The 21,814-nt window shown below is 49.6% G+C and carries 15 protein-coding genes; 10 read left to right on the forward strand and 5 right to left on the reverse strand.

Annotation, left to right across the window (positions count from 1 at the left end; genetic code table 11):
- The 3 genes from AAIH57_RS27525 to AAIH57_RS27535 all read right to left on the reverse strand — a co-directional run.
- Positions 1-512: hypothetical protein (locus AAIH57_RS27525; protein ID WP_430023746.1), on the reverse strand; the 512-nt coding region annotated here is incomplete at its 3' end.
- A 415-nt stretch (positions 513-927) separates the two neighbouring features.
- Positions 928-1,281 (reverse strand): hypothetical protein, encoded by a 354-nt coding sequence (locus tag AAIH57_RS27530; protein ID WP_175394445.1) that lies wholly within the window; start codon positions 1,279-1,281, stop codon positions 928-930.
- A 123-nt stretch (positions 1,282-1,404) separates the two neighbouring features.
- The gene (locus AAIH57_RS27535; RefSeq protein ID WP_430023747.1) at positions 1,405-2,133 is read right to left on the reverse strand and encodes a glycosyltransferase family 2 protein; all 729 of its coding nucleotides are present in this window, start codon (positions 2,131-2,133) and stop codon (positions 1,405-1,407) included.
- 219 nt (positions 2,134-2,352) lie between these two features.
- Between AAIH57_RS27535 and AAIH57_RS27540 the strand changes: the two genes are divergently transcribed.
- Positions 2,353-2,724 (forward strand): hypothetical protein, encoded by a 372-nt coding sequence (locus tag AAIH57_RS27540; protein ID WP_175394443.1) that lies wholly within the window; start codon positions 2,353-2,355, stop codon positions 2,722-2,724.
- Between the two features lie 591 nt (positions 2,725-3,315).
- On the opposite strand, the gene AAIH57_RS27545 is transcribed toward AAIH57_RS27540, so the two are convergent.
- A complete protein-coding gene (locus AAIH57_RS27545) occupies positions 3,316-4,671 on the reverse strand; it encodes a dipeptidase (protein ID WP_175394442.1) in 1,356 nt (451 codons plus the stop codon).
- A gap of 228 nt (positions 4,672-4,899) precedes the next feature.
- Here AAIH57_RS27545 and AAIH57_RS27550 point away from each other — a divergent pair, with 228 nt between their 5' ends.
- The 9 genes from AAIH57_RS27550 to AAIH57_RS27590 all read left to right on the forward strand — a co-directional run bounded on the left by AAIH57_RS27550 (position 4,900) and on the right by AAIH57_RS27590 (position 20,679).
- Complete coding sequence (locus tag AAIH57_RS27550) at positions 4,900-7,305, forward strand: AraC family transcriptional regulator (RefSeq protein WP_430023748.1); 2,406 nt, start codon at positions 4,900-4,902, stop codon at positions 7,303-7,305.
- Between the two features lie 330 nt (positions 7,306-7,635).
- Positions 7,636-8,565: an ABC transporter permease gene (locus tag AAIH57_RS27555; RefSeq protein WP_430023786.1), complete on the forward strand. Its 930-nt coding sequence runs from the start codon at positions 7,636-7,638 to the stop codon at positions 8,563-8,565.
- A 47-nt stretch (positions 8,566-8,612) separates the two neighbouring features.
- Positions 8,613-9,500, forward strand: coding sequence for a carbohydrate ABC transporter permease (locus AAIH57_RS27560; protein ID WP_095293262.1), 888 nt, complete (start codon positions 8,613-8,615; stop codon positions 9,498-9,500).
- Between the two features lie 18 nt (positions 9,501-9,518).
- Positions 9,519-11,027, forward strand: coding sequence for an extracellular solute-binding protein (locus AAIH57_RS27565; RefSeq protein WP_430023749.1), 1,509 nt, complete (start codon positions 9,519-9,521; stop codon positions 11,025-11,027).
- A 210-nt stretch (positions 11,028-11,237) separates the two neighbouring features.
- A complete protein-coding gene (locus tag AAIH57_RS27570; RefSeq protein ID WP_430023750.1) occupies positions 11,238-14,579 on the forward strand; it encodes a glycosyl hydrolase in 3,342 nt (1,113 codons plus the stop codon).
- 17 nt (positions 14,580-14,596) lie between these two features.
- The gene (locus tag AAIH57_RS27575) at positions 14,597-16,219 is read left to right on the forward strand and encodes a glycoside hydrolase family 43 protein (protein WP_430023751.1); all 1,623 of its coding nucleotides are present in this window, start codon (positions 14,597-14,599) and stop codon (positions 16,217-16,219) included.
- A 28-nt stretch (positions 16,220-16,247) separates the two neighbouring features.
- The gene (locus tag AAIH57_RS27580; protein WP_430023752.1) at positions 16,248-17,534 is read left to right on the forward strand and encodes a Gfo/Idh/MocA family protein; all 1,287 of its coding nucleotides are present in this window, start codon (positions 16,248-16,250) and stop codon (positions 17,532-17,534) included.
- A gap of 86 nt (positions 17,535-17,620) precedes the next feature.
- Positions 17,621-18,442 carry a polysaccharide deacetylase family protein gene (locus AAIH57_RS27585; RefSeq protein WP_430023753.1) on the forward strand — a complete coding sequence of 274 codons (822 nt, stop codon included), beginning with the start codon at positions 17,621-17,623 and terminating at the stop codon, positions 18,440-18,442.
- 56 nt (positions 18,443-18,498) lie between these two features.
- On the forward strand, positions 18,499-20,679 hold the full coding sequence (locus AAIH57_RS27590) for a glycoside hydrolase family 88/105 protein (protein ID WP_430023754.1): 2,181 nt from the start codon (positions 18,499-18,501) through the stop codon (positions 20,677-20,679).
- A gap of 173 nt (positions 20,680-20,852) precedes the next feature.
- Here the strand turns inward: AAIH57_RS27590 and AAIH57_RS27595 are convergent, their stop codons facing one another.
- Positions 20,853-21,728 (reverse strand): DUF72 domain-containing protein, encoded by an 876-nt coding sequence (locus AAIH57_RS27595; protein ID WP_430023755.1) that lies wholly within the window; start codon positions 21,726-21,728, stop codon positions 20,853-20,855.
- Positions 21,729-21,814: the final 86 nt, after the last annotated feature.

Here is a 21,814-nt window from a genome sequence, read left to right on the forward strand (position 1 = left end):
GTCACCTTGAGGTCCTTGGTCGCCCTGAGGCCCTTGATCGCCTTGAGGTCCTTGGTCGCCCTGAGGCCCTTGGTCGCCCTGAGGTCCTTGGTCGCCCTGAGGCCCTTGATCGCCTTGAGGTCCTTGGTCACCTTGAGGTCCTTGGTCGCCCTGAGGCCCTTGATCGCCTTGAGGTCCTTGGTCGCCCTGAGGCCCTTGGTCGCCTTGAGGTCCTTGGGTACCTTGAGGTCCTTGGTCGCCCTGAGGTCCTTGGTCGCCCTGAGGCCCTTGGTCACCTTGAGGTCCTTGATCCCCTTGAACGCCCTGAGGTCCCTGAGTACCCTGAGGCCCTTGAGTACCCTGAGGTCCCTGAGTACCTTGAGGCCCTTGAGTACCCTGAGGTCCTTGGGTACCCTGAGGTCCCTGAGTACCTTGAGGTCCTTGAGTACCCTGAGTACCCTGAGGTCCAACACTGGAACCCAGGAGCTCGTCGGACACGAGACGGTGGGCTGGCACCAATTGTCCGCTTGCATTTTTGCCCCAAACGGAGATCTGGATGTCATTCTCTGCCGGACCGGTTACCGTAAACACATACTCGAATGCATCGAGATTGGCGAAGTAAGAGAGGTTCACATCTGTATTGGGAGCGAGTGATCTGTTTTCCAGTACATACAGTATTCTGGTGCCTGACAGAAAGTAGCCTTGGATCAATACATTGGCGGAGCTTACCTGGTTAGGGTTATCGATAAGAACGGTGACAGTCTGCGTGGGTCTCACTCCGTTAACTGGAGCATTGGCAATGGGACCGGTTGAAAGAACAGCCATACCTAAACACCTCCTTAAAAAAGTTTGTGAACATCGTTCTGAAAAGAACAAGTTCTCTATAAGATATGATTCAATGATATGTTGCGTTTGTAAGTTTGCCTCAGTTCATTTGCTGATTTTTCCTTAATTATCCAACTGTTCATCCGCGACAATGCGCTGTGCATTGACAAGATTACCCGTACCGTCCTGACCCCACATCGAAATTTCAACAAGACCTTCGGCAGGCCCGCTTGTCGTAAATACAAATTCGTATTCATTCGTATTTGCAGCATAATTTTTGGTTATAAACACTTCGGGTGCCAGCGAAATTTCCTCAAGCACATACAGCATTCGTACACCGAGCAAAGAATAGCCCTGAATCAGAACTGTTGCGGAGTTAGCTGCATCTCTGTTGGTTAAAATGATAGTAATTTGCTGAACCGGCCTTGTGCCTGCAACAAGATTATTTTCAATGGGTCCTGACGATAGAATAGCCATTGAGCATCACCTCCTTTCTATTTGATTTAACAGGGTTAACTTGGAAGATTAAGAGAGTAATACTGGAATCTTTTGTATCCTATTCCGTACCTTAAGGCGATGACAGTTTTTCTACCCATTGAGTTACAGTACAATTACGGATTGGTTCTTCAGAACTTCGAATTGACGGCGTTTTTCCGCTTCATCCCATAGGTAATGAAAACCCCAGCGATTAGCAGTGTCATCTTCACGAAGTCCCTGCTTCAGAGTGGAGTAGCGCGAACTCAGGTATTCTATGCCCAGATACTTGTAGTGCAGAAGCAGTACTTCACTCGAGTGAGGCCGGACGAGTTCTCCGAAAGGCGCAGCTTGATGTCGCCCGGGTCCGAAGTTCATCTCTTGGATAGCACTTGGATTAAGGATTTGGGGTTTGTCAAACAGAGTACTCCTTACTCCCGTTCGTACAGATCGGCATAACGTTTCACCGTCTTCAGGAAAGGAATCAGATACCATTTGATATCCTTGGGGAACAACTAGAGTAATGCCTTGCGAGGTACATTGCTGGAGGTATTGTCGGAGGTTTGGATGATAGAGATGTTCATCGATGTCGCAGACAATAATCCAGTCAGCCTTATCTCTGCTTGCTTTCCAGAAGTGGTTGAATAGATGCTGCGCGGACCGTATGAGCGAGTTGTCCTGGATATCAAAGTGTTCAAGAGTCACCTTGGGGTGGGATTTCAACATTGCGAGGGATTGATCGGTTGAACCGTTGTCGAAGACGAAATATTGATCTGCGATGTCATCATAGTGGCGAAAAAAGAACGGTAGCATCTTTTCTTCATTCCAGCATATGCAGTAGATGTGTACAATCATCGGTATTCTCCCTTCCATTCGAAAAAGATAGGATGTGCTGGAACACTATATGTCGATTAGAAGTGCATCGTTCAACATAAGGGAGTGGTTTCGAACAGAACAATGGAAGCCTATATTTTTGTCCGAATCATAGCCATTACGCAAAATGCCAGTGACTATGTTAAAATAGATCTCAAAAAAGACGAGATCTGCGGATCACGCATGACGGAGGCGTGAAACATGGAACGTAACGCTATGCTCGAATTCGACCCGTTCATCACAGAGCTGGCGGAGAAGCTGCACGTACACGGGTATTACGCTTTTTATGGCGAGCACTACAATGAGACCGATATGGAGCAGTACCGCAGACATCTGTTCACCTCATTCAGCAATATCGTATGGGTGGAGCTGGATGCACGCAAAAAGTATATGATTGTGGATCACCGTGGTCGCAACACGGTTATGAAATTAATCGACGGTATGCTAAACACCCGTAGAACGCTTCGGGCCAATCTGGCGATGGCAGGTACGGACACCTCCGAAGTCCAGCAGGAAATTACGCACATGATGCAGCTTGTGCATATGCTGAATTTCACGACGTTTAGAACATAAGTGACATACAACAAGAGAGACTTCCCCGAAGGGAAGCCTCTTTGTTTTTTCACCTAACGAATCCATACCACCTTATGGCGAGAACTTATGCAGAATGCAAAAGTTAACGAACTTCAGTCACATTATCTTAGTGTTTACTTATTCGAAATACTTCCACAGCTAGGAATAACGCGCCTCTGATTCATTAAACCACCGATCCCATGGTAATCAGCTTAATAACGCTCGATCTGTTCGTCAAACGGTCAAGTGTCAGATTTAACATTAACCTCTATCTTAGATCTATTATTTCTTACGACAAAAAGAGTGTCCCGTCATAAATCAAACGGGACACTCTTTTTATTTCACTTACCCACTATCCACTTGTATAGATAGCCTCAATCTTAAAATCAGTTCGGGAAATGCTGAAAAGTAGTGAAGGAAACGAAATCGATTCTGGAGAAGCGGAGCGGTCGCCTTTATCACCGGGATTTCTCCCTTTGGAAAAGGGAATCAAAGAAATCCGGGGATAACAGCGATCGAAAGAACGATTCGGAACCGAAACGGCCACTTCAGCACACTGCCCAGCACTTATTTTTCACATGAGCTTCCAACTTACAAGCTCTTCATAAACTGAACAATCGTCAACAACCCTTTATCAAAGTTCTCCAGGTTGAAGTGCTCATTCGGTGCGTGCAGGTTCTCATCCGGCAAACCAAAGCCCATCATGACGGCTGGTACGCCAAGCACACGGGACAGTTTCTCCACAATCGGAATGGAACCGCCGTCTTTGGTAAACAGGGCACGAACACCATACACTTGCTCATATGCATCAGCCGCTTTTTGCAGGATCGGATCGGTAGGATCGGTATTAAACGCAAAAGCTTTCTCGATTTGTTTCACATGCAGTGTTGCACCTGGCTGAACATGGGCACGCAGGTGTGCTTCAATGCGGTCCAGCACCTGTTGTGGGTCTTGGTCGGCAACAAGGCGGCATGTGATTTTGGCATGAGCCTCTTTTGGAATGACCGTTTTGGTACCTTCGCCCTGGAAGCCGCCCCATACACCGTTAAGTTCCAGCGTTGGACGTGCGCCAACACGTTCCACGAACGAGTAGCCTTCTTCGCCGTACAACTGCTCCAGTCCGAGATCCTGTCGAAGCTGCTCTTCATTGAAGCCCTGCTTCACGAACTCTTCTCTCATTTCAGCAGACAGCGGCAGAACGCCATCATAGAAACCATCCACGCTCACGCGGCCTTGCTCATCATGCAGCGAAGCAAGCAGGGAAACGAGTGCATGCAGTGCGTTTGGTACACCACCACCAAAAGAACCGGAGTGCAGGTCCGTATTGGCTGTGTTCAGATCCACTTCGAGCGAGCAAAGGCCGCGCAGACCTGTGGAGATGGCCGGTTTTCCCTTTTCGAGCAGGGAAGTGTCAGAGATCAATACCATATCTGCACGCAGCTTGTCCGTATTGTCGTTCAGATAGATCGGCAGGTTCGGACTGGAGATTTCTTCTTCGCCTTCGATACAGAACTTCACGTTAATCGGAAGTTCCTTGTTTTCGGCGAGCAGTGCTTCAACCGCCTTGATATGTAAAAAGATCTGTCCTTTGTCATCCGTCGCACCGCGTGCAAACAGTTTTCCGTCACGAACCGTAGGTTCGAATGGAGGCGTATCCCACAGGTTAAGCGGATCGACAGGCTGTACGTCATAGTGCCCATAGATCAGGGCCGTTGGTTTTCCTGGGGCATGCAGGTGATCTGCATAGACGATCGGATGTCCAGCCGTTTGAATAACCTCTACATTTTCCATGCCGGCACGAGTCAGTGCATCCGCCGCCCACTGAGCTGCACGGTTGATGTCCTCTTTATGAGCCGAAATGGCCGAGATACTTGGAATGGACAACCATTCGTTCAGTTCTGCCAGATGTTTTTCTCTATGTTCCTGAAAATAAGTCTGTTCTTTCATTAAAAAGGCCTCCTTCATGTTTTGCTTTATCCTATTGTAATCCATTTTGCCATCTTAATAAAACATTGGTTAAAAAAATGATCGGCTGCGTACCGTTTCATTCCACCGGAAATTGAGCGTATAATACAGGAAACGGATTTCATCCATATTTTCTCATGAAAACCAATCAGCAGGGGAGTTGAGGGAGTCCCATGACAGTCAGATCACATGCAAGCAGGCAGGTGAGCGATGATGGAAACGGCTAAAAGAGAAAAACCTACGGGCCGGCTTATGCGTTTGCCCGGGTTCACGCATGGACGCCAAAAGGGGCGTTTTTACCGGAACAGTCTGATCATTATTTTGCTCATTGCCAGCATTCCCGGACTGATTACAGGTATCGTGATGTATCAACTGGTCGTTGGCAGAATGGAAAATGAATTCAATCGCATGCATCAGAACCAGATCGAGAACCGGGCACGCAATGTGGACGACCAACTGGCCTATCTGGAGATGACCTTGTCGCATTGGGCTTTTGAACCGAGGTTTGGCAATGCACTGCGAACGCTGGACTTTGTATATTATTTTAATGAAACACAGGAGATCGTAACCACACTTTATGTGTTGGAAGGGTCACATCCCCTGATCAAGTCTGCGCAGCTGTATTTGCAGGAACCGAAACCGATCCTGTTTAACCGGGAATATAATGAGTTAAAAGATGATGCCAAAATACAAGCATATGACCGTTATCTATCGATGGGTAATCACGTGTATTGGACAGACTGGGTATCCAGCATAAGCAGTGAACCTACAGGTTCCACAGAGAACAGCCTGCTGCATACCGATGCAAGCAATGCGCTGGTTCTTGTACATAAGATCCCTGGCGAAAACAATAATCCTTTCGGTGCACTGATCATTACCTTGGACAATGAGAAAGTCGCCAGCTTGTTGAAAACGCTTACTCCATATGATGAAGGATTAACTTTTCTAATGGATCAGGAAAAAAATACACTGGTCACCGGTAATCCGGGCGGGAGTCAGCAGAATGCTGCTTTTGAACAGCAGCTCAAGAAAGAGGTTGCACTTCATGAGGACAGCACATCCTTTTTGTTCAAATATGAGGATCAGACCTACTCCGTATCGTACGGTTCATTGAGCCGGATTGATTCGGAGTGGACCTATGTCTCTGCTGCACCATTAACATCTGTCACATCACCAGTGAAACTGGTATCCAAAATCATCGTCATTGCAAGCGCAGGCAGCCTTTTGCTTGGACTCATGTTATCCTGGCTTGCTTCACGCCGCATCTACTCTCCGGTTGCCAGAATGCTGCATCTTCTGACACCAGGCAAACATGAAGCGCAGACCCATCCGAAGCTGGACGAATTCCAGCTGCTGGAGCAGCAGTGGAATGAGCTCACTTCCCAGAGTATCACTGCACACCGCCAATTGCAGGAGCAGCTCCCGCATTTGCGTGACAGCTTTGTACTGCAGCTGGTTCAAGGTCATTTATATGCCTACAACGAGCAAGATCTCCAGAAGCGAATGAAAAATCTGGGATTCGAAGTGGAGGGGCAGCAGTTTCTTCTGCTGCAGATGTACTTTACGGGCTACGCCCGGCTGCAGGGCCGATTTGGAAGCCAGGATACCGGTCTGGTGACATTTGCAGCGGTAAACATTATCGAGGAAGTCGCTGAAAGTTACTTCGGGCAGATTAGTGTCATGAACTTTCATGACCTCTCTTCAGCCATGCTCGTTATTGCACCGAAGGATGAACAGCTGAAGCCACAGGCATTGCTCTGGGGAGAGGAGCTGGTAGAGGTTATTGGGCGAACACTCAAAATGAATGTCACGATCATGATCAGTCGGCCGGCTGATTCCTTGCATGAATTGCCTGGCATCTTTGTAGAAATGGAACAGGCGGTTGCTTATCGCAGCATAGAGGAGGGAAGTCAGATTCTCGATCTGGAAGATGAGCAATGTTTCCGCAGAGCGGAAGAAGCTGCTTATCCACTGGGACTGGAACGCGAGTTGATTCAGGCGATCAGGCTGGGCAAGCCAGAGGAAGCTGAACGGGTGATGGACCTATTTATGAGCGAGGTTACCCGGACGGGCAGTACCGAGTTCCAGGTGCAGCAGATGGTGCTTCAATTGCTGGGAAGTGTGCAGCATATGATGCTGCAGACGGGAGTAACGCCCTACAAGCTGTTTGGGGGCTGCAATATGTACGAGCGGTTGTCTGCGATCCGGGAACCTGCACAGATGAAGCAATGGATGATGGCTGAGGTGCTGCAACCTTACGTGCAGGAGATCGAAATGCGATCCCAGGAACCGCTCAAGCAGATCGTGGAACGCACAATGCTGTATATGGATGAACACTATAGAAGCGAAATTTCCCTGGAGGGCTGCGCAGATGCGGAACAGATGACACCCTATGCACTCAGCAAAGCTTTTAAACAGGTATCTGGCATGAACTTTATTGATTATTTGACCAAAGTAAGGATGGAGGCAGCCAAGCAGCTGCTGCGTGAGACAACGATGAAAATCAATGACATCGCAGCTGCCGTTGGCTATCAGCACAGCTATTTTAATCGCATCTTCAAAAAACAGGAGGGTGTAACGCCAAGCCAGTATCGGGATCAGTGGTTTGGAAAATAACGTGTTCACACCCTTTCTATTTCACCGGGATCCGCTCCATTGGATTCCGGTTTTCTGTGTGAATGACGAGAAACAAAGAAGGATAAAGCTGCAAAAATGTGCAATACCGTCTTCTGTACATATGTGCAAATCCAAGCGGAAATGGCGTCATAGCGGGATTTCTAGCCTCATACTGCACATCAGCAAAAAATGAAGGTTGCCGGAAACAGGGTGGCTGTATAGTCTGAATATCAAGTTAATTGATAACGCTTACATAAATGGGGGAGGGGAGAGATTATGAACGGGAAGACCAAATGGAATGGGAATACCGCTGCGGCAGCTCAGGCAGAAATGGCTGCCATGCCGATGAAGCGGGAGTCCAACTGGAAGAGGCAGATTAAACGAAACAAATGGCTGTATGTGCTTGTGCTTCCCGGTTTTCTGTACTTTGTTATCTTTAAATATTTGCCCATGTGGGGAATCGTCATCGCCTTTCAGGATTATCAGCCTTTTCTCGGCATTCGGAACAGTGAATGGGTGGGCATGGAGAACTTTACAACCTTCTTCTCCAATCCGGATTTCTTTCGATTGCTTCGTAATACGCTGGTCCTGGCTGTGTATGATCTGATTTTCTTTTTCCCGGCTCCGATTATTATCGCCTTATTATTGAATGAAATCAGGGTCGCATTCTTCAAAAGAACGATTCAGACGCTGGTCTATGTGCCCCACTTTGTATCGATGGTTATTATCGCCAGTATCACTTACGTGTTCCTGACCCCTCAGGGCGGGGTACTGTACGACCTGATCGCCTGGATTACAGGCAAGCCCATTGATGTATTATCCAGTCCGGGTTCGTTCCGGCCGCTCATTATCATTCAGATGATGTGGAAAGAGATGGGCTGGGGAACGATCATTTTCCTGGCGGCCCTCGCAGGCGTGGACACGGAGCAGTATGAAGCTTCCATTGTGGATGGTGCGGGACGATTGCGCCGAATGTGGCACATTACGCTGCCGGCGATTCGCACAACCATTGTTATCCTGCTCATTCTCAGACTGGGGAACTTTTTGGATACGGGCTTTGAACAGATCTATCTGATGACCAACTCGCTCAACCGGGATGTGGCAGATGTATTCGATACGTATGTCTATACGGTGGGGATTACGCAAGGAGCATTCAGCTACAGCACCGCGGTAGGATTATTCAAATCGGTCGTAGGTATCATTCTGGTGCTCGGCAGCAATAAACTTGCCAAAAAATTTGGTCACCCCGGGATTTATTAAAAGCGACTTTCCAGAAATTTTACATCCATTCATAAGGAGGAGCGCCCATGAACAGCCGTCTATACAACAGCCCTGCCGGCAAAGTATTTGATATTTTCAACTACGTTATGCTGGGTATTCTGGGCATACTGACTGTCCTTCCTTTCCTGTACATTATAGGGAATTCCTTCGCGACCGAAGCCGAGATTACGGAACGCAGTTTCTTTCTCATTCCGAAAGTGTTCTCCTTCAGCGCGTATGAGTATATTTTTTCCTCGTCTACGATCTTTCGCAGCATCGGCGTTTCCGTTTTTGTGACGGTAGCGGGGACGCTGGTCAATCTGTTCTTCACGCTGACGATGGCTTATCCGCTATCCAGAAGCGATTTCTGGGGCCGCAACGTCATGATGAACATGGTGATCTTCTCCATGCTGTTCGGTGGCGGAATGATCCCGACATATCTCGTCATTCGCGGACTTGGACTGCTCGATTCGTACTGGGCCCTTATGCTTCCTGGCGCAATCAGCGCTTTTAATTTAATAGTTGTCAAAAACTTTTTTCAGCAAATGCCGCCCGGGCTGGAGGAAGCGGCCCGCATCGACGGCTGTTCGGATCTGGGGGTACTATGGCGAATTGTCCTGCCATTATCCAAACCGGTGATTGCCACGTTTGCGTTATTTTATGCCGTAGGGCACTGGAATAACTTTTTCTCGGCCCTCCTGTATATTTCCGACAGTGACAAATGGCCACTGCAGGTGATGCTGAGGCAGATCGTTCTGCTCTCGCAGGCAAGTGTTGGGGATATGGCCAATATGGACCCCAATTTTGTACAGCCACCGGAACAGTCCATTAAAATGGCAGTGATCGTTGTAGGTACCATTCCGATTTTGCTGGTGTATCCGTTTTTGCAAAAGCATTTTGCCAAAGGTGTCATGCTAGGTTCAATCAAAGGCTAAAGCCAAGGGGGAGAACGTATGGGACAAAAAGCGGGAATCCAAAAAGCTGCACTAGTACTTTCTGCAACTTTGTTACTGAGCACGATTCTGGGGGCTTGCTCCACGGACAAAACCGATTCGGGAGAAGCGGCTGCAGGTGGAACTGATCAGATTACAATTATGCTTCCGAATTTTGAAGCCGAGAATCCGCCTGAAAACAGCCCGGTGATTCAGAAGCTTGAGGAGTTGACCAAAGTGGATGTGAATCTGCAATGGGTGCCGAGCAGCTCGTATGAGGATAAATTCAATATCACCCTGGCTTCAGGCAAACTGCCGGACGTGATGGTCGTGCTTGGCAAGTCGCCAAGCTTCATTAACGCTTCACGTACAGGGGCCTTCTGGGAACTGGGACCTTATCTGAAAGACTATCCAAATTTAAGCCAGATGAATGAAATTATTACGAACAATGCTTCCATTGATGGCAAAACGTACGGTATCTATCGAGGAAGGCCGCTGGGACGTAACGGGGTCACGATCCGGAAGGATTGGCTGGAAAATCTGGGTCTGGAAGCACCCAAAAATTTGGAAGAATTTTATAATGTGCTGAAAGCGTTCACTACAGATGATCCGGACGGCAACGGCAAGGACGATACGTACGGCTTGGTTGCGAGCAAATTTAACGGACCTTGGGACAATATGCAAATCTGGTTTGGTGCACCCAACAAATGGGGGGATGATGGCAGCGGCAATTTGATTCCGGCTCACGAAACTCCCGAGTATATGGAAGCACTGAAATTTTTCCGACAGATCTACAGCGAAGGATTGGTGAATAAGGACTTTGCCGTGATGGATGCGACCAAATTGCCTGATCCGTTTGTCAACGGGCAAGCGGGTGTCATGATCGATGTAGCGGATAACGCACAGCGGATGGACCAGAAAATATTGGAGAAAGACCCGTCGGCAACCGGGCGAGTTGATGTACTTCAAGCGATGGAAGGACCAAAGGGACTGCGTGACATGCCAACCTCAGGCTACTCCGGTATGATTGCCGTCTCCAAAAGCGGTGTGAAAACGGAAGATGACCTGAAAAAGGTACTCAGCTTCCTGGATCAATTGAACGAACCGGAACTGCAAGCACTGCTGTCCAACGGTCTCGAAGGTAAGCAATATGAGAAAAAAGGGGACTATGTCGTTCCGACCACCGACAAGCTTGCTCTGCGCGATCTGCAGGGATTAAATCAAATGCTGATGTTCCTTCCTGAAGACCGCGCCTTCCGCATTCAGCCGACACCGGTTCGGGAGAAGGTAGCCGAAATTCAGAAGGCCAACGAGGAAATCGTTGTTCCCAATCCGGGTGAGCCGCTGATTTCCGACGTTTATGCACAGAAAGGACCGCAGCTGGACAACATCATTAACGATGCCCGTATCAAATTCATCGTGGGTCAGATTGATGAGAAAGGATTTCAGGATGCGGTAGCACTGTGGAAGAGCAGCGGTGGTGATGACTATGTCAAAGAAGTAAATGAACTGTACGCTGCACTGAAGTAAAACCAATTCCAGAGCCTGGCAGCCGTGCTTACAGTACAACAGTTGCTGCCGGGTATTTCCATGTATATCAATTTTATAAAACAATTTGTAATTCAAGGCTCCCTAACACCCCTTTTTGAGGTATAATCATAGCCAAACAAACCCAATTAAACACAAATGAACCATTTTGGTAGTCAATGAGGACTCTATTTTATAGGGGAGGAAAGCGACATGTGGAACGGGGAGGCATTTGTTAATCCCGCGGCGCAGTACCGGATCCATCCCTTCTGGTTTTGGAATGGGGATATGGAAGAAGGTCAGATCAAACGGCAAGTAAATGAGATGGCAGCACAGGGCGTAGGTGGTTTTTTCATCTGTCCGCGTCAGGGGCTGCAGATTCCCTATCTGTCTGACGCATGGTTTGACAAGGTCCGGATTGCGGTGGAAGCAGCCGAGGCCTGTGGCATGCAAGTATGGCTTTATGACGAATACCCATATCCTAGCGGAATGGCAGGAGGGGAGGTCACGCTTGATTTCCCTGAAGCCAAGCAGCGCCAGCTTGTACATCAGCAGATTCATGTTCAAGACGGAGAAGTTGTGGAACATGAGCTGCCTTGGGGACGAATTTTGTTGGCCAAAGCCATTCCGAGAGACGCAGAGGGTAACCGATTATGGAATGAGTCTATCGATTTGCGCCATAAAATCGGCAATATCCAGACGGATCAGGTATATCAGGAGACAGGTCTGACCTCGTATAACCGCAAGCGCTTTTTTACATATCGGACAGCTTTTCGCCTGGTATGGGATGCCCCTGCAGGGGAATGGGATATTATCCTGTTCCAGGAAGAGGAAATGAGTGATTTCAAATATTACGGCAATTTTGTTGACCCATGCCACAGGGAAGCGATGAGCCGTTTTATTGAACTGACACATGACCGATATGCAGCAGCTGTTGGAACCCATTTTGACAGCGTTATCAAAGGGATGTTTTCTGATGAAATTGCGCCGCTCGGACGTATTCCCTGGTCTCCGCAGCTGCCGGCATATTTCCAAGAACGCTGCGGATATAGTCTCATTGATTCGCTGCCGGCCCTTTTATATGGCGATGTGCCGGACTCGGCCCGAATTCGGTATGACTACTACCAATCGCTGCATCTGCTTCTGAGGGAGTCGTATCATAAACAGGTTCATGACTGGTGCGAGGGAGCAGGAATTCAGTATGCCGCAGAGGTCCCTGGTGTACGGATGACTACCCAGTTGTTCAGCCATATGCCTGGCGGAGACTCTGCACACGAGAAGATCGGGCGCCCCCTGTCCTGGATTCTGGAACGGTACGGCAAACGAATGCGTGACAATCCCAAAATGGTCAGCTCACTAGCCAGACAGCTGGGACGCAGCCGTAACCTGATTGAGTGTTTTCATAGTGTCGGTTGGTCGATGACGCTGCAGGATGCCAAATGGATGATTGACCGCATGGCAGCCATGGGCACAAACTTTTATAATTTTCACGCTTTTTTCTATACGATTGGCGGGTTAACGAAGCATGATGCCCCACCGTCCCAGTTTCTCCAGAATCCGTATTGGAAGCATTTCCGCCAGCTTGGCGATTATACGGGGCGAATAAGTTATCTGATGAGCACAGGGACAGCCGATATCCGGATTGCTGTACTTGACCCGACGACCACATTCTGGAGCCTGATGGGCAATCCGCTGCATGGGTTTGAATACAGCGGTGAGGATGCAGCGGAGCGGGCAAGACTGGAGAGGCTTACGAACGACTGGATGAGAATCGGTGTGCACCTGCTCGAAAACAGACGTGACTACGACCATCTTGATCCTGAGCTGCTGGCTGAGTCCGTACTCGCCGATGGAACGATTCAAATTGGCGTTGCCAGGTACGAGGTGCTCATCCTCCCGCCGATGCTGAACCTGGAGGCTGCTGCCTGGAAGCAGGTTAAACGGTTTGTTGAACAAGGAGGAACGGTCATTTCAGTTGGCATGCCTCCGCACATCTCCATTCAGGAGGGAAGTCCGGAAGGAGATGAAGCAGCACAGTTCTTCGGTGCGGGTGAGAAACCAGAGGAAGAGTACTGGGGCCATGCCGGCGAGACTAGACAAGCCAGCAGTCAGCTGATGTGGCAGCAAGGAGAGGGAGAGGCCTACTTTCTTCCGGTGGGTAGCGGTCGCGGGGATGATTCATCACTTGAACTGATTTCACTGCTGCTGGATCAGGTGCTGCCGGAGCCGATTTGCTGGATCATGGAAGAAGAGAGTGCATCCTTGCTGATGCAAACCCGTCAATTGTCGGATGGAGAATATATGGTCTTCCTATCCAACCAGGAGGACCGGCAACTGGAGGGTCAATTAAAAGTCATTGCCAAGCGGTTATGGACGGGTTCGGATCTCTCAACGGGACAACGCCTGCTGGCAGAGCGGCTTAACCTGGAGACAGGAGAGCGAGTAGTCTTGCCGCTAACCAGCAGCGGTGGAGAATGGTGCATCTCCCTCCGGTTTGCCGGGTATGAATCCCATGCTGTGCGGCTGACTTTACAGGCGGTAGAGACCGCTGGAGACCTTTCGGGTACCGTGGGCAAGGCCGGAGTAGCTGAACGATCGACATCAGCGGCTGCGGAGAAACCATCAGGTCCCATGATAATACCTACGGAAGGGCCATGGCGGCTGGAAACCGTTCAGCCTAACACACTTCGGATAGGACAGTTCCATCTCACGGCAATGAATGACAATGGAGTCATTTTGGAAAGCAAGCATGCAGTAGCCAAACCCTTTATCGATCAGGCAGCTGAATTGTCGAAGCAGCATCACCTGCCTATTCAGTTCAACCAGGTATTTGGTACGCCGAAAAAAGCGGTTATTGCCTATCCTATCCAATGCCGGTATACGACTGTTTTTGAGCTGAGAACAGCATTGCCCGTTTGCATGATATTTATGGACCGGGCAGCGATTGCCGGGACCTGGACCATGGAGATCAACGGCGAGCCTATTGGGCCAGATCGATTCAAGTCCATGGAGATTACGGATTACACCAACATTGGGTGTGATATAACGGAGTTTCTTCGCACGGGCTTGAATGAACTAACGATAACGGTGCAGGTCACGAAGGATGAGGAAGGGATCATTGATCCGCTGTATTTGCAGGGACGGTTTGGCGTGGAGTTTCATCATGAAGGCATGGTCTCGTTAGTACATGAACCAGGTACAGCTGTACGGATCGCACCAGAGCCTCAGCCGCTGTATCCGCATTTTGCAGGAGAAACGAGCTATAAACGCAGCTTTTGTCTGGATCAGCCTGATGCTGATACCGATGACTTTGAGCTCGAATTCAGTGAATGGCGGGTTCAGGATGTGACGGAGGTATTGGTCAACGGGCATAGCCTTGGCGTGCGATGCTGGTCTCCGTATCGCTGGAGCGGAGAAACTTCCTGGCTTCGTCCAGGGGACAATGAAATTGAAGTGCGGATCACCAATACGTTAATTGGTCTGCTGGAAGGTACCTATTTTGATTCAGATAGCCACAGTTTGCATGAGACTGGTCTTGGACCCGCTAAAGAATGAATTTGAAGGAGGAGCATATGAGTACAACCCAATCAGGACAGGAAAGAAAGACTCCCATCTGGGTCGCGGATCAGGGAGATGGAACGTATCGCAACCCCATTCTGCATGCGGATTATTCAGATCCTGACGTCATTCGTGTCGGTGATGATTTTTATATGACGGCTTCGAGCTTCTCTCATATACCGGGGCTGCCAATCCTGCATTCCAAAGATTTGGTGAACTGGAAACTTGTACGATATGCGATTGAACGTCTGGATCTCCCTGGATATGATGTGCCGCTTCATGGCAAGGGTGTATGGGCACCCAGTATCCGATACCATGACGGGAAGTACTGGATATTCTTCAGCACACCGGATGAAGGCATCTTCATGACAACGGCTGATCACCCAGAGGATGAATGGTCCCCTCTCCATCTGGTTCATGAGGTAAAGGGTTGGATCGATCCCTGTCCGTTCTGGGATGATGACGGTCAAGCCTATTTGGTTCATGCCTTTGCCCACAGCCGTTCCGGCATAAAAAGCAAAATAAAGGTATGCCGCATGGCTCCCGATGGAAGCAGGCTGCTCGATGAAGGCCAGATTGTTTTTGACGGTACAGCGCATCACCCCACGATTGAGGGTCCGAAGTTTTATAAGCGGGAGGGGTACTATTACATCTTTGCCCCAGCGGGGGGCGTAAAGCCAGGATGGCAGACTGTGTTGCGTTCGAAGCAGGTGTTTGGACCTTATGAGGACCGGATTGTGATGCATCAGGGTGCTTCTACCGTTAATGGGCCTCACCAGGGAGGATACGTGGAACTGGAATCTGGAGAGTCATGGTTTATTCATTTTCAGGATCGGGACGCTTATGGCCGAATTGTTCATTTGCAGCCGATGAGCTGGAACGAAGACGGATGGCCTGTCATTGGCATTGACCGTGAAGGAACTGGGACCGGTGAGCCTGTTAACGTGTACACGAAACCGGATGTAGGTGCGATCTACCCTGTTATGGTGCCAGATGTCTCAGATGATTTCCAAAGGGAGCGCCTGGGGATTCAATGGCAATGGCAGGCGAACTCTCGTCCCGAATGGGCTGAAGTCGCTCCGGACAAGGGGCTTGTATTACATATGCATCCTTACCCGGAAGGCATACAATCCCTGTTCGGTGTTCCGCAGCTGCTTATGCAGAAATTTCCCGCTTCTGCCTTTGAAGCAACAACCAAGCTGACGTTCTTGCCGAAGGAGGAGGGTGATCAAGCGGGGCTTCTCGTGTTTGGTGATCAATATGCGTGTTTATGTCTGACTCAGACTGAATCTGGAGCTGCCAGGTTGTCCCTGAGCCGCGGAGCCAAGCAGCCAGACAACCATGTGCATGCGGATGAATGGGAAGAAACCGGGTTGGAATGGAGTGACCATGGTTCACAGGAAACCGGTTGGACCATTCATCTCCGTCTTACGCTGGAGGAACCTGCACGCTGCCAGTTTAGCTGGAGTGAAGACGGGACAGACTTCCAGCCGATTGGGTCACCATTTACTGCGACAACTGCACTTTGGGTGGGAGCGAAGATGGGCGTTTTTGCTGTGAACACACGATCTACGAATAGTGAAGGTCAGGGTGTTTTTCGATATTTCGATGTGAAGGAAATCAATCATCTTCTATAAATACCATTTTTCAAAGGAGAGACGGGATATGAGCAAAAAAACGTATGCAATTGTAGGGACAGGCGGACGGGCAGGATTTTTTTATACAGCACTGGCAAAGGAATACAAGGATCGTTCCGAACTGCTGGCCCTCTGTGACACCAATCAAACCCGTATGGATTATGCCAACAAGATATTAACGCAGAATTGCGGCTATCATGAACTTCCAACGTACACGGCTGATCGTTTCGAAGAAATGATTGCAGAACACAAACCGGATACTGTCATTGTCACCTCCGTCGACCGCACGCATCATCATTATATTATCAAGGCAATGGAGCTTGGCTGTAATGTCATCACAGAGAAACCCATGACGGTAGACGAGGAGAAATGCCAGGAGATTTTGGACACGGTTAAACGTACTGGGCGAGATGTGCGCGTGACCTTCAACTATCGGTATGCTCCGCATCACACGAAAGCACGTGAATTGATCATGAACGGCGTGATCGGCGATATTCACTCCGTACATTTTGAATGGCTGCTCAATACGCGCCACGGTGCGGACTATTTCCGCAGATGGCATCGGGACAAACGTAACAGTGGCGGTCTGCTCGTGCACAAATCGACCCACCACTTCGATCTGGTCAACTTCTGGATTGGTTCACAGCCGGAAAGTGTATTTGCTTACGGTGACTTACTGTTCTATGGCAGAGAGAATGCAGAGCGCCGCGGGGAGAAACACAACTATGCACGCGCTACGGGAAACCCGCAGGCGGAGAACGATCATTTTGCACTGCATCTGGATCAGAACGAGCAATTGAAGGCCATGTATCTGGATGCAGAGCACGAGGATGGTTACCAGCGGGATCAGAACGTGTTTGGTGACGGAATCAGCATCGAAGATACACTCGGTGTATTGGTACGTTACAAAAATAAGGCTGTCCTCACCTATTCGCTCAACGCGTACATGCCGTGGGAAGGGTACCGCATCGCCTTTAACGGCAGCAAGGGCCGGATTGAGATGAATATTGTGGAGCAATCCTACGTGAACGCAGGAGGAGACCGGGCCAAAGAAGGGGCACTCAAAGGCCGCAGCATTACCGTGTACCCCATGTTCGACGCACCTTACGAGGTCCGGGTGGAAGAAGGAGAAGGCGGTCATGGCGGAGGTGATCCGGTGCTGCTGAATGACATCTTCGGTGATCCGGTGCCTGACCAGTTCAACCGTGCTGCGAACCATGTGGATGGAGCCCGCTCCATTCTGACAGGCATTGCCGCCAACCGGGCGATCAAAACCGGACTGCCTGTCCGAATCGAAGATTTGGTGAAGTTTTAGTTCATATACAATTGAAATCATGAATTTACACATAACGAAGAGGGCAGGAAGACCTGTAGTAGAAGCGAAACGGGAGGAGGATCAAGATGGGACATCGGATTCAGTTTGATCGATATCCTGGCGGAGTGATGAAGGCATTGACGCTCAGTTATGACGACGGTGTGGTCCACGACCGCAGGCTGGTTGAAATTTTTAATCGTTATGGACTGCGAGGTACATTTAATCTAAACTCTGGCACGCTCGGCAAGCCGGGAAGAATCGAGCCAGGAGAAGCTGCGGAACTGTACGCCGGGCATGAGGTGGCTGTGCATACGGCTACTCATCCTACATTACCTTATGTACCAGATGAACTATTGAACGAAGAAATTATGGAAGATCGCCGAGCACTGGAGCAGCTTGTTGGTTATCCGGTGAGGGGAATGGCTTATCCAAATGGAGGGTACGATCGTTCACTTAGCACCAAACTGGAGTGGCTGGGCCTGGATTATGCCCGAACAGTTGAATCCCACGGCAGATATACGCTGCCTGAGCGTCCGCTCGAATGGCATCCGACCTGTCATCATAAAAACGATCTGGCGGCGCATGCCGAGCGTTTTATCCAGCATTCCAAAACAGGTACACCGCTCCTGCTCTATGTTTGGGGACACAGTTATGAGTTCAATGATAACGACAACTGGGACATCATGGAACGATTTGGTGAACAGATTGGCGGCAGGGACGACATATGGTATGCGACAAATATCGAAGTCATTGCTTACTGGAAAGCGGTCAAACGACTGGAATGTTCTGCAGACCGGTCCATCATCCATAATCCGTCAGCCAGATCCGTCTGGTTCACAGCAGATCAGCAGGTGGTTGAAGTGAGAGCCGGAGAGACATTGCGATTAACCGAACCAATCAAGGTATAGGAAGGGAGCTGACGATCATTCGTTATTTTCATGAAAACGAGGCGATTGCAGGCAAGGTGTATCAATCAATTCCGGATATTTTGACGACGGTTGCCCAGCGATATATTGGCGATCATCCCAAACATTCATTTTTATTCAGAGCATACCACCGGGGCGGGTTCCGCCGACTTGGGGATTATCGTTACGATCTGAATCTGGACGACAAGTGGCCTGAGGCACGTGCGGGACAGTACGTATACGTGTGGGGCAAGTTGTGGAGCCAGCAGGAGGCTGCGTTGAATACAGGTCTGAACTGCTACAGTCCGGTGACGATCTATGTGAACGGGGAAGAGATTTTTAAATCCGAGCTGCTGCAGGAGTTATTTCCCGAGCGAAGAACCCAGATCCCCATTTCCGTAAAGTACGGCTGGAATGATGTTTTGCTTTGCTTTGTAAAAACAGAGGTTGGGTTCGGCGGCATTTATGGTACCGCTTCCTTCAAAAACTTCCCTCTCCATTTCCTCACTCCTGGTGTGGATCGGCAAGGTCAGGAGGGCTGGCTCTATTCGGAGCCTCTTGATGAACCTGTAACTTCACTTCCCCGTGACGGGATGACCGAAGAAGAAACAAAACTTTCCTGGTATCCTCGCAGAGAATGGACAGAAGAAGAGCAGGACGCGGGTTCTTTCGCAAGGATCTATGGTACAGATCAGGCAGCTGTATCCTACGCGTGGACCAAGCTGGATGTAACATTGCCGGGATCGTCTCCTGTGGTTTTGGAAGGGCAGCATGCAGGGGCTCTGTCTTTGTATGTAGACGGCAAGGAAGTGTACTCTGCTGGCAAAAGTGGAGATTTCCGCGTGGAGCTGCCGCGCCGTTATGGTTCTTCCGATCTGGTGGCGCGAGGTGAAATCAAGGGTGGAGAGAGTCGCTGGGGATTCACGCTGAATTCTGCGATGACGTTCGGATCAGAAGGCTGGAGGTTAAGACCTCCACATCCCGTTGCCGGCAGTCCGGACGTATGGCTGTATACCGGAAGATTTGCACCAGGCTCTGAGCCGGTACCTACGGATATTGTTGTGACGGATACTGTTTTTGATGATGGCTCGAAAGGCGTTTACTGGAATGTCGATCAGCCAGAGACCAGCGTTCGTCCCTATCTGGAAAATACACATTACGGAAAATGGAACTACCCGTTAGGGGTTACCCTGCTTGGACTTCTACGCATTGGACAGGAGCTGGATCGTGACGATGTTGTCCAGTATGTCCGGGATCATATCGGCCTGAGTACTTCGTTCGACCGTTATGGTCTATGGGATCGGGAAACATACGGCGCAGCGGGGATTAATAACCAATTGTCGGCAATTGACAGTTTGGACGATTGCGGTTCGTTCGGATCAACATTGCTGGCTGCGATGGAACTGGGTGACATTCGCGGGGGCAGGGAAACGGCGGATCGCATTGCCGGTTATATCACGGATGAGCAGGAACGTCTGGAGGATGGAGCATTTTATCGTGTCCGTGGCAGCGGCGAGATGCGTCACGAAACGATGTGGTGTGATGATCTGTACATGAGCACACCATTCCTGATGCGTTACGGTCAATTGACGGGTAACACGGAGTATTGGGATGATGCGGTCAACCAGTTTCTGCTGTTCCGTAAATATCTCTACATTCCTGAGCAGCAGATCATGTCCCATGTATATGATTTTGTCCGTGGCCGGGCGACAGGCATTCCATGGGGGCGCGGAAACGGCTGGGTCCTTTTTTCACTTACCGAATTGTTAAGCATTTTGCCGGAGGATCATGCCCGGCGGTCGGAACTGCTGAGTTTCTACCGGGAGCTATGTCAGGGGTATTTGATGCTGCAAGGTGAAAATGGGCTGTGGCATCAGGTGTTGAATCGCCCGGATTCGTATGAGGAAACGTCGTGCACGTCGATGTTCATCTACGCCTATGCCCGTGGAATTCGGGAGGGCTGGCTTGAGACGCCTGCACCCTATCTGGAAGCTGTACGCAAAGGATGGGAAGGCATGACCCGACTGTCCATTGACTATAAAGGCAATGTGTACGGCGTATGCCGTGGATCAGGTTACTCTTTTACTGCACTCTATTATCGGGACGATCTGGGATGGGTTCTGAACGATACCCATGGCATTGGAATAGTGCTGTTGGCAGGTATTGAAGCGCATAAGATGAACCAGCAGCTGAGCCAAATGGGCGTTACTGAAGAAGAAGATACGATGCAGAAAGCCTGAAGGAATTATCCAATCATCATACAAAGTGATAGCGGACTATTTTAGGGGATACGGCCTGAAATAGTCTTTTCTTTTTCATTAAAAATTGTAAAATGCTGTTCTTCGTAACATCTATGAATCTATGCTTAAAGACCTCACCTCCAATCCTGCTCGTTTATCTCATGCCAATAAATTCAAAACAGCTCCAATTGCTCAGGCCCATCCTCTTCCTCATCCGATGTACGATCAGGGAATGGCTGGACAGGGATATCCAGCAGCTCCATCATCATCTGCGCATTGGCTGCCGCATCGCCACCCGAGTTGTTGTTAAAAATCACATGGACTTCCTTGCTCTGTTCGTGCAGCTGTTCCAGGTAATTTTTCCACTCCATCAGTTCTTCCTTGTTGTACCGATACAAATAACGGGTTTCCCGCCAATTAGGCGCACCGTTCTGGTGCCACCCAGACACATTGCGTCCGTGCATCCGCACGAGCGTCATTTCTGAATCTGTGGCCTGCGGCACGATCGGAATGGAACCGGAGCCCGCCTGCGGCTCGTCACAGACACTGTGAATCCAGCCCTGTTCCCGCAGAAAAGCGAGTGTACGCTCACGCATGCCATCCTCATACCAGCTGCGATGACGAAACTCGAGAGCGCAAGGGATGCCTTCCATTCGCAATCTCACTTCACGCAGTTCATTGACGTTATCGCGATTGCAATCAAACCACGGTGGATATTGAAACAGTGCAGCTTGCATTTTACCGGCTTCCATCACGGGTTCCAGCGACTCTCGAAAAGCCTTGTACATGTCCGAGGTACTGGTGAAATAGGGCTTGCCCCGAAGGTGTCCAGTCATTCCCTGATAGGCTTTGACAATAAACGAAAAGTCATCCGGCGTTTCAGCTGCCCAGCGTGCCATCCGGTCCCGGGGCTGAACGGCATAGAAGGAACTGTCGACTTCCACGGTTGAAAAATATTGCCCATACAGACGAAGCTTGTCTTTCGCTTTGGTGCGATGGGGATACAGATCTTCATGATCTCCCCATCCCGTGAGTCCAATCCGGATCATGAATAACACCTCCTGCTGTTGTTGTGTCTCTGGTTATTATGAATGCGACAAGATGTGAGTATATTATGATTCATTGATATGCAATC

Origin of the sequence: Paenibacillus sp. MABNR03 (genome assembly GCF_050455445.1) — a bacterium.
Lineage (GTDB): Bacteria > Bacillota > Bacilli > Paenibacillales > Paenibacillaceae > Paenibacillus > Paenibacillus xylanilyticus.

Coding starts and splice junctions, on each gene's coding strand:
- AAIH57_RS27545 (WP_175394442.1), bottom strand. CDS start 4,671: ATGAAAGAACAGACTTATTTTCAGGAACATAGAGAAAAACATCTGGCA.
- AAIH57_RS27540 (WP_175394443.1), top strand. CDS start 2,353: ATGGAACGTAACGCTATGCTCGAATTCGACCCGTTCATCACAGAGCTG.
- AAIH57_RS27585 (WP_430023753.1), top strand. CDS start 17,621: ATGGGACATCGGATTCAGTTTGATCGATATCCTGGCGGAGTGATGAAG.
- AAIH57_RS27530 (WP_175394445.1), bottom strand. CDS start 1,281: ATGGCTATTCTATCGTCAGGACCCATTGAAAATAATCTTGTTGCAGGC.
- AAIH57_RS27550 (WP_430023748.1), top strand. CDS start 4,900: ATGATGGAAACGGCTAAAAGAGAAAAACCTACGGGCCGGCTTATGCGT.
- AAIH57_RS27575 (WP_430023751.1), top strand. CDS start 14,597: ATGAGTACAACCCAATCAGGACAGGAAAGAAAGACTCCCATCTGGGTC.
- AAIH57_RS27565 (WP_430023749.1), top strand. CDS start 9,519: ATGGGACAAAAAGCGGGAATCCAAAAAGCTGCACTAGTACTTTCTGCA.
- AAIH57_RS27535 (WP_430023747.1), bottom strand. CDS start 2,133: ATGATTGTACACATCTACTGCATATGCTGGAATGAAGAAAAGATGCTA.
- AAIH57_RS27555 (WP_430023786.1), top strand. CDS start 7,636: ATGGCTGCCATGCCGATGAAGCGGGAGTCCAACTGGAAGAGGCAGATT.
- AAIH57_RS27595 (WP_430023755.1), bottom strand. CDS start 21,728: ATGATCCGGATTGGACTCACGGGATGGGGAGATCATGAAGATCTGTAT.
- AAIH57_RS27560 (WP_095293262.1), top strand. CDS start 8,613: ATGAACAGCCGTCTATACAACAGCCCTGCCGGCAAAGTATTTGATATT.
- AAIH57_RS27580 (WP_430023752.1), top strand. CDS start 16,248: ATGAGCAAAAAAACGTATGCAATTGTAGGGACAGGCGGACGGGCAGGA.
- AAIH57_RS27570 (WP_430023750.1), top strand. CDS start 11,238: ATGTGGAACGGGGAGGCATTTGTTAATCCCGCGGCGCAGTACCGGATC.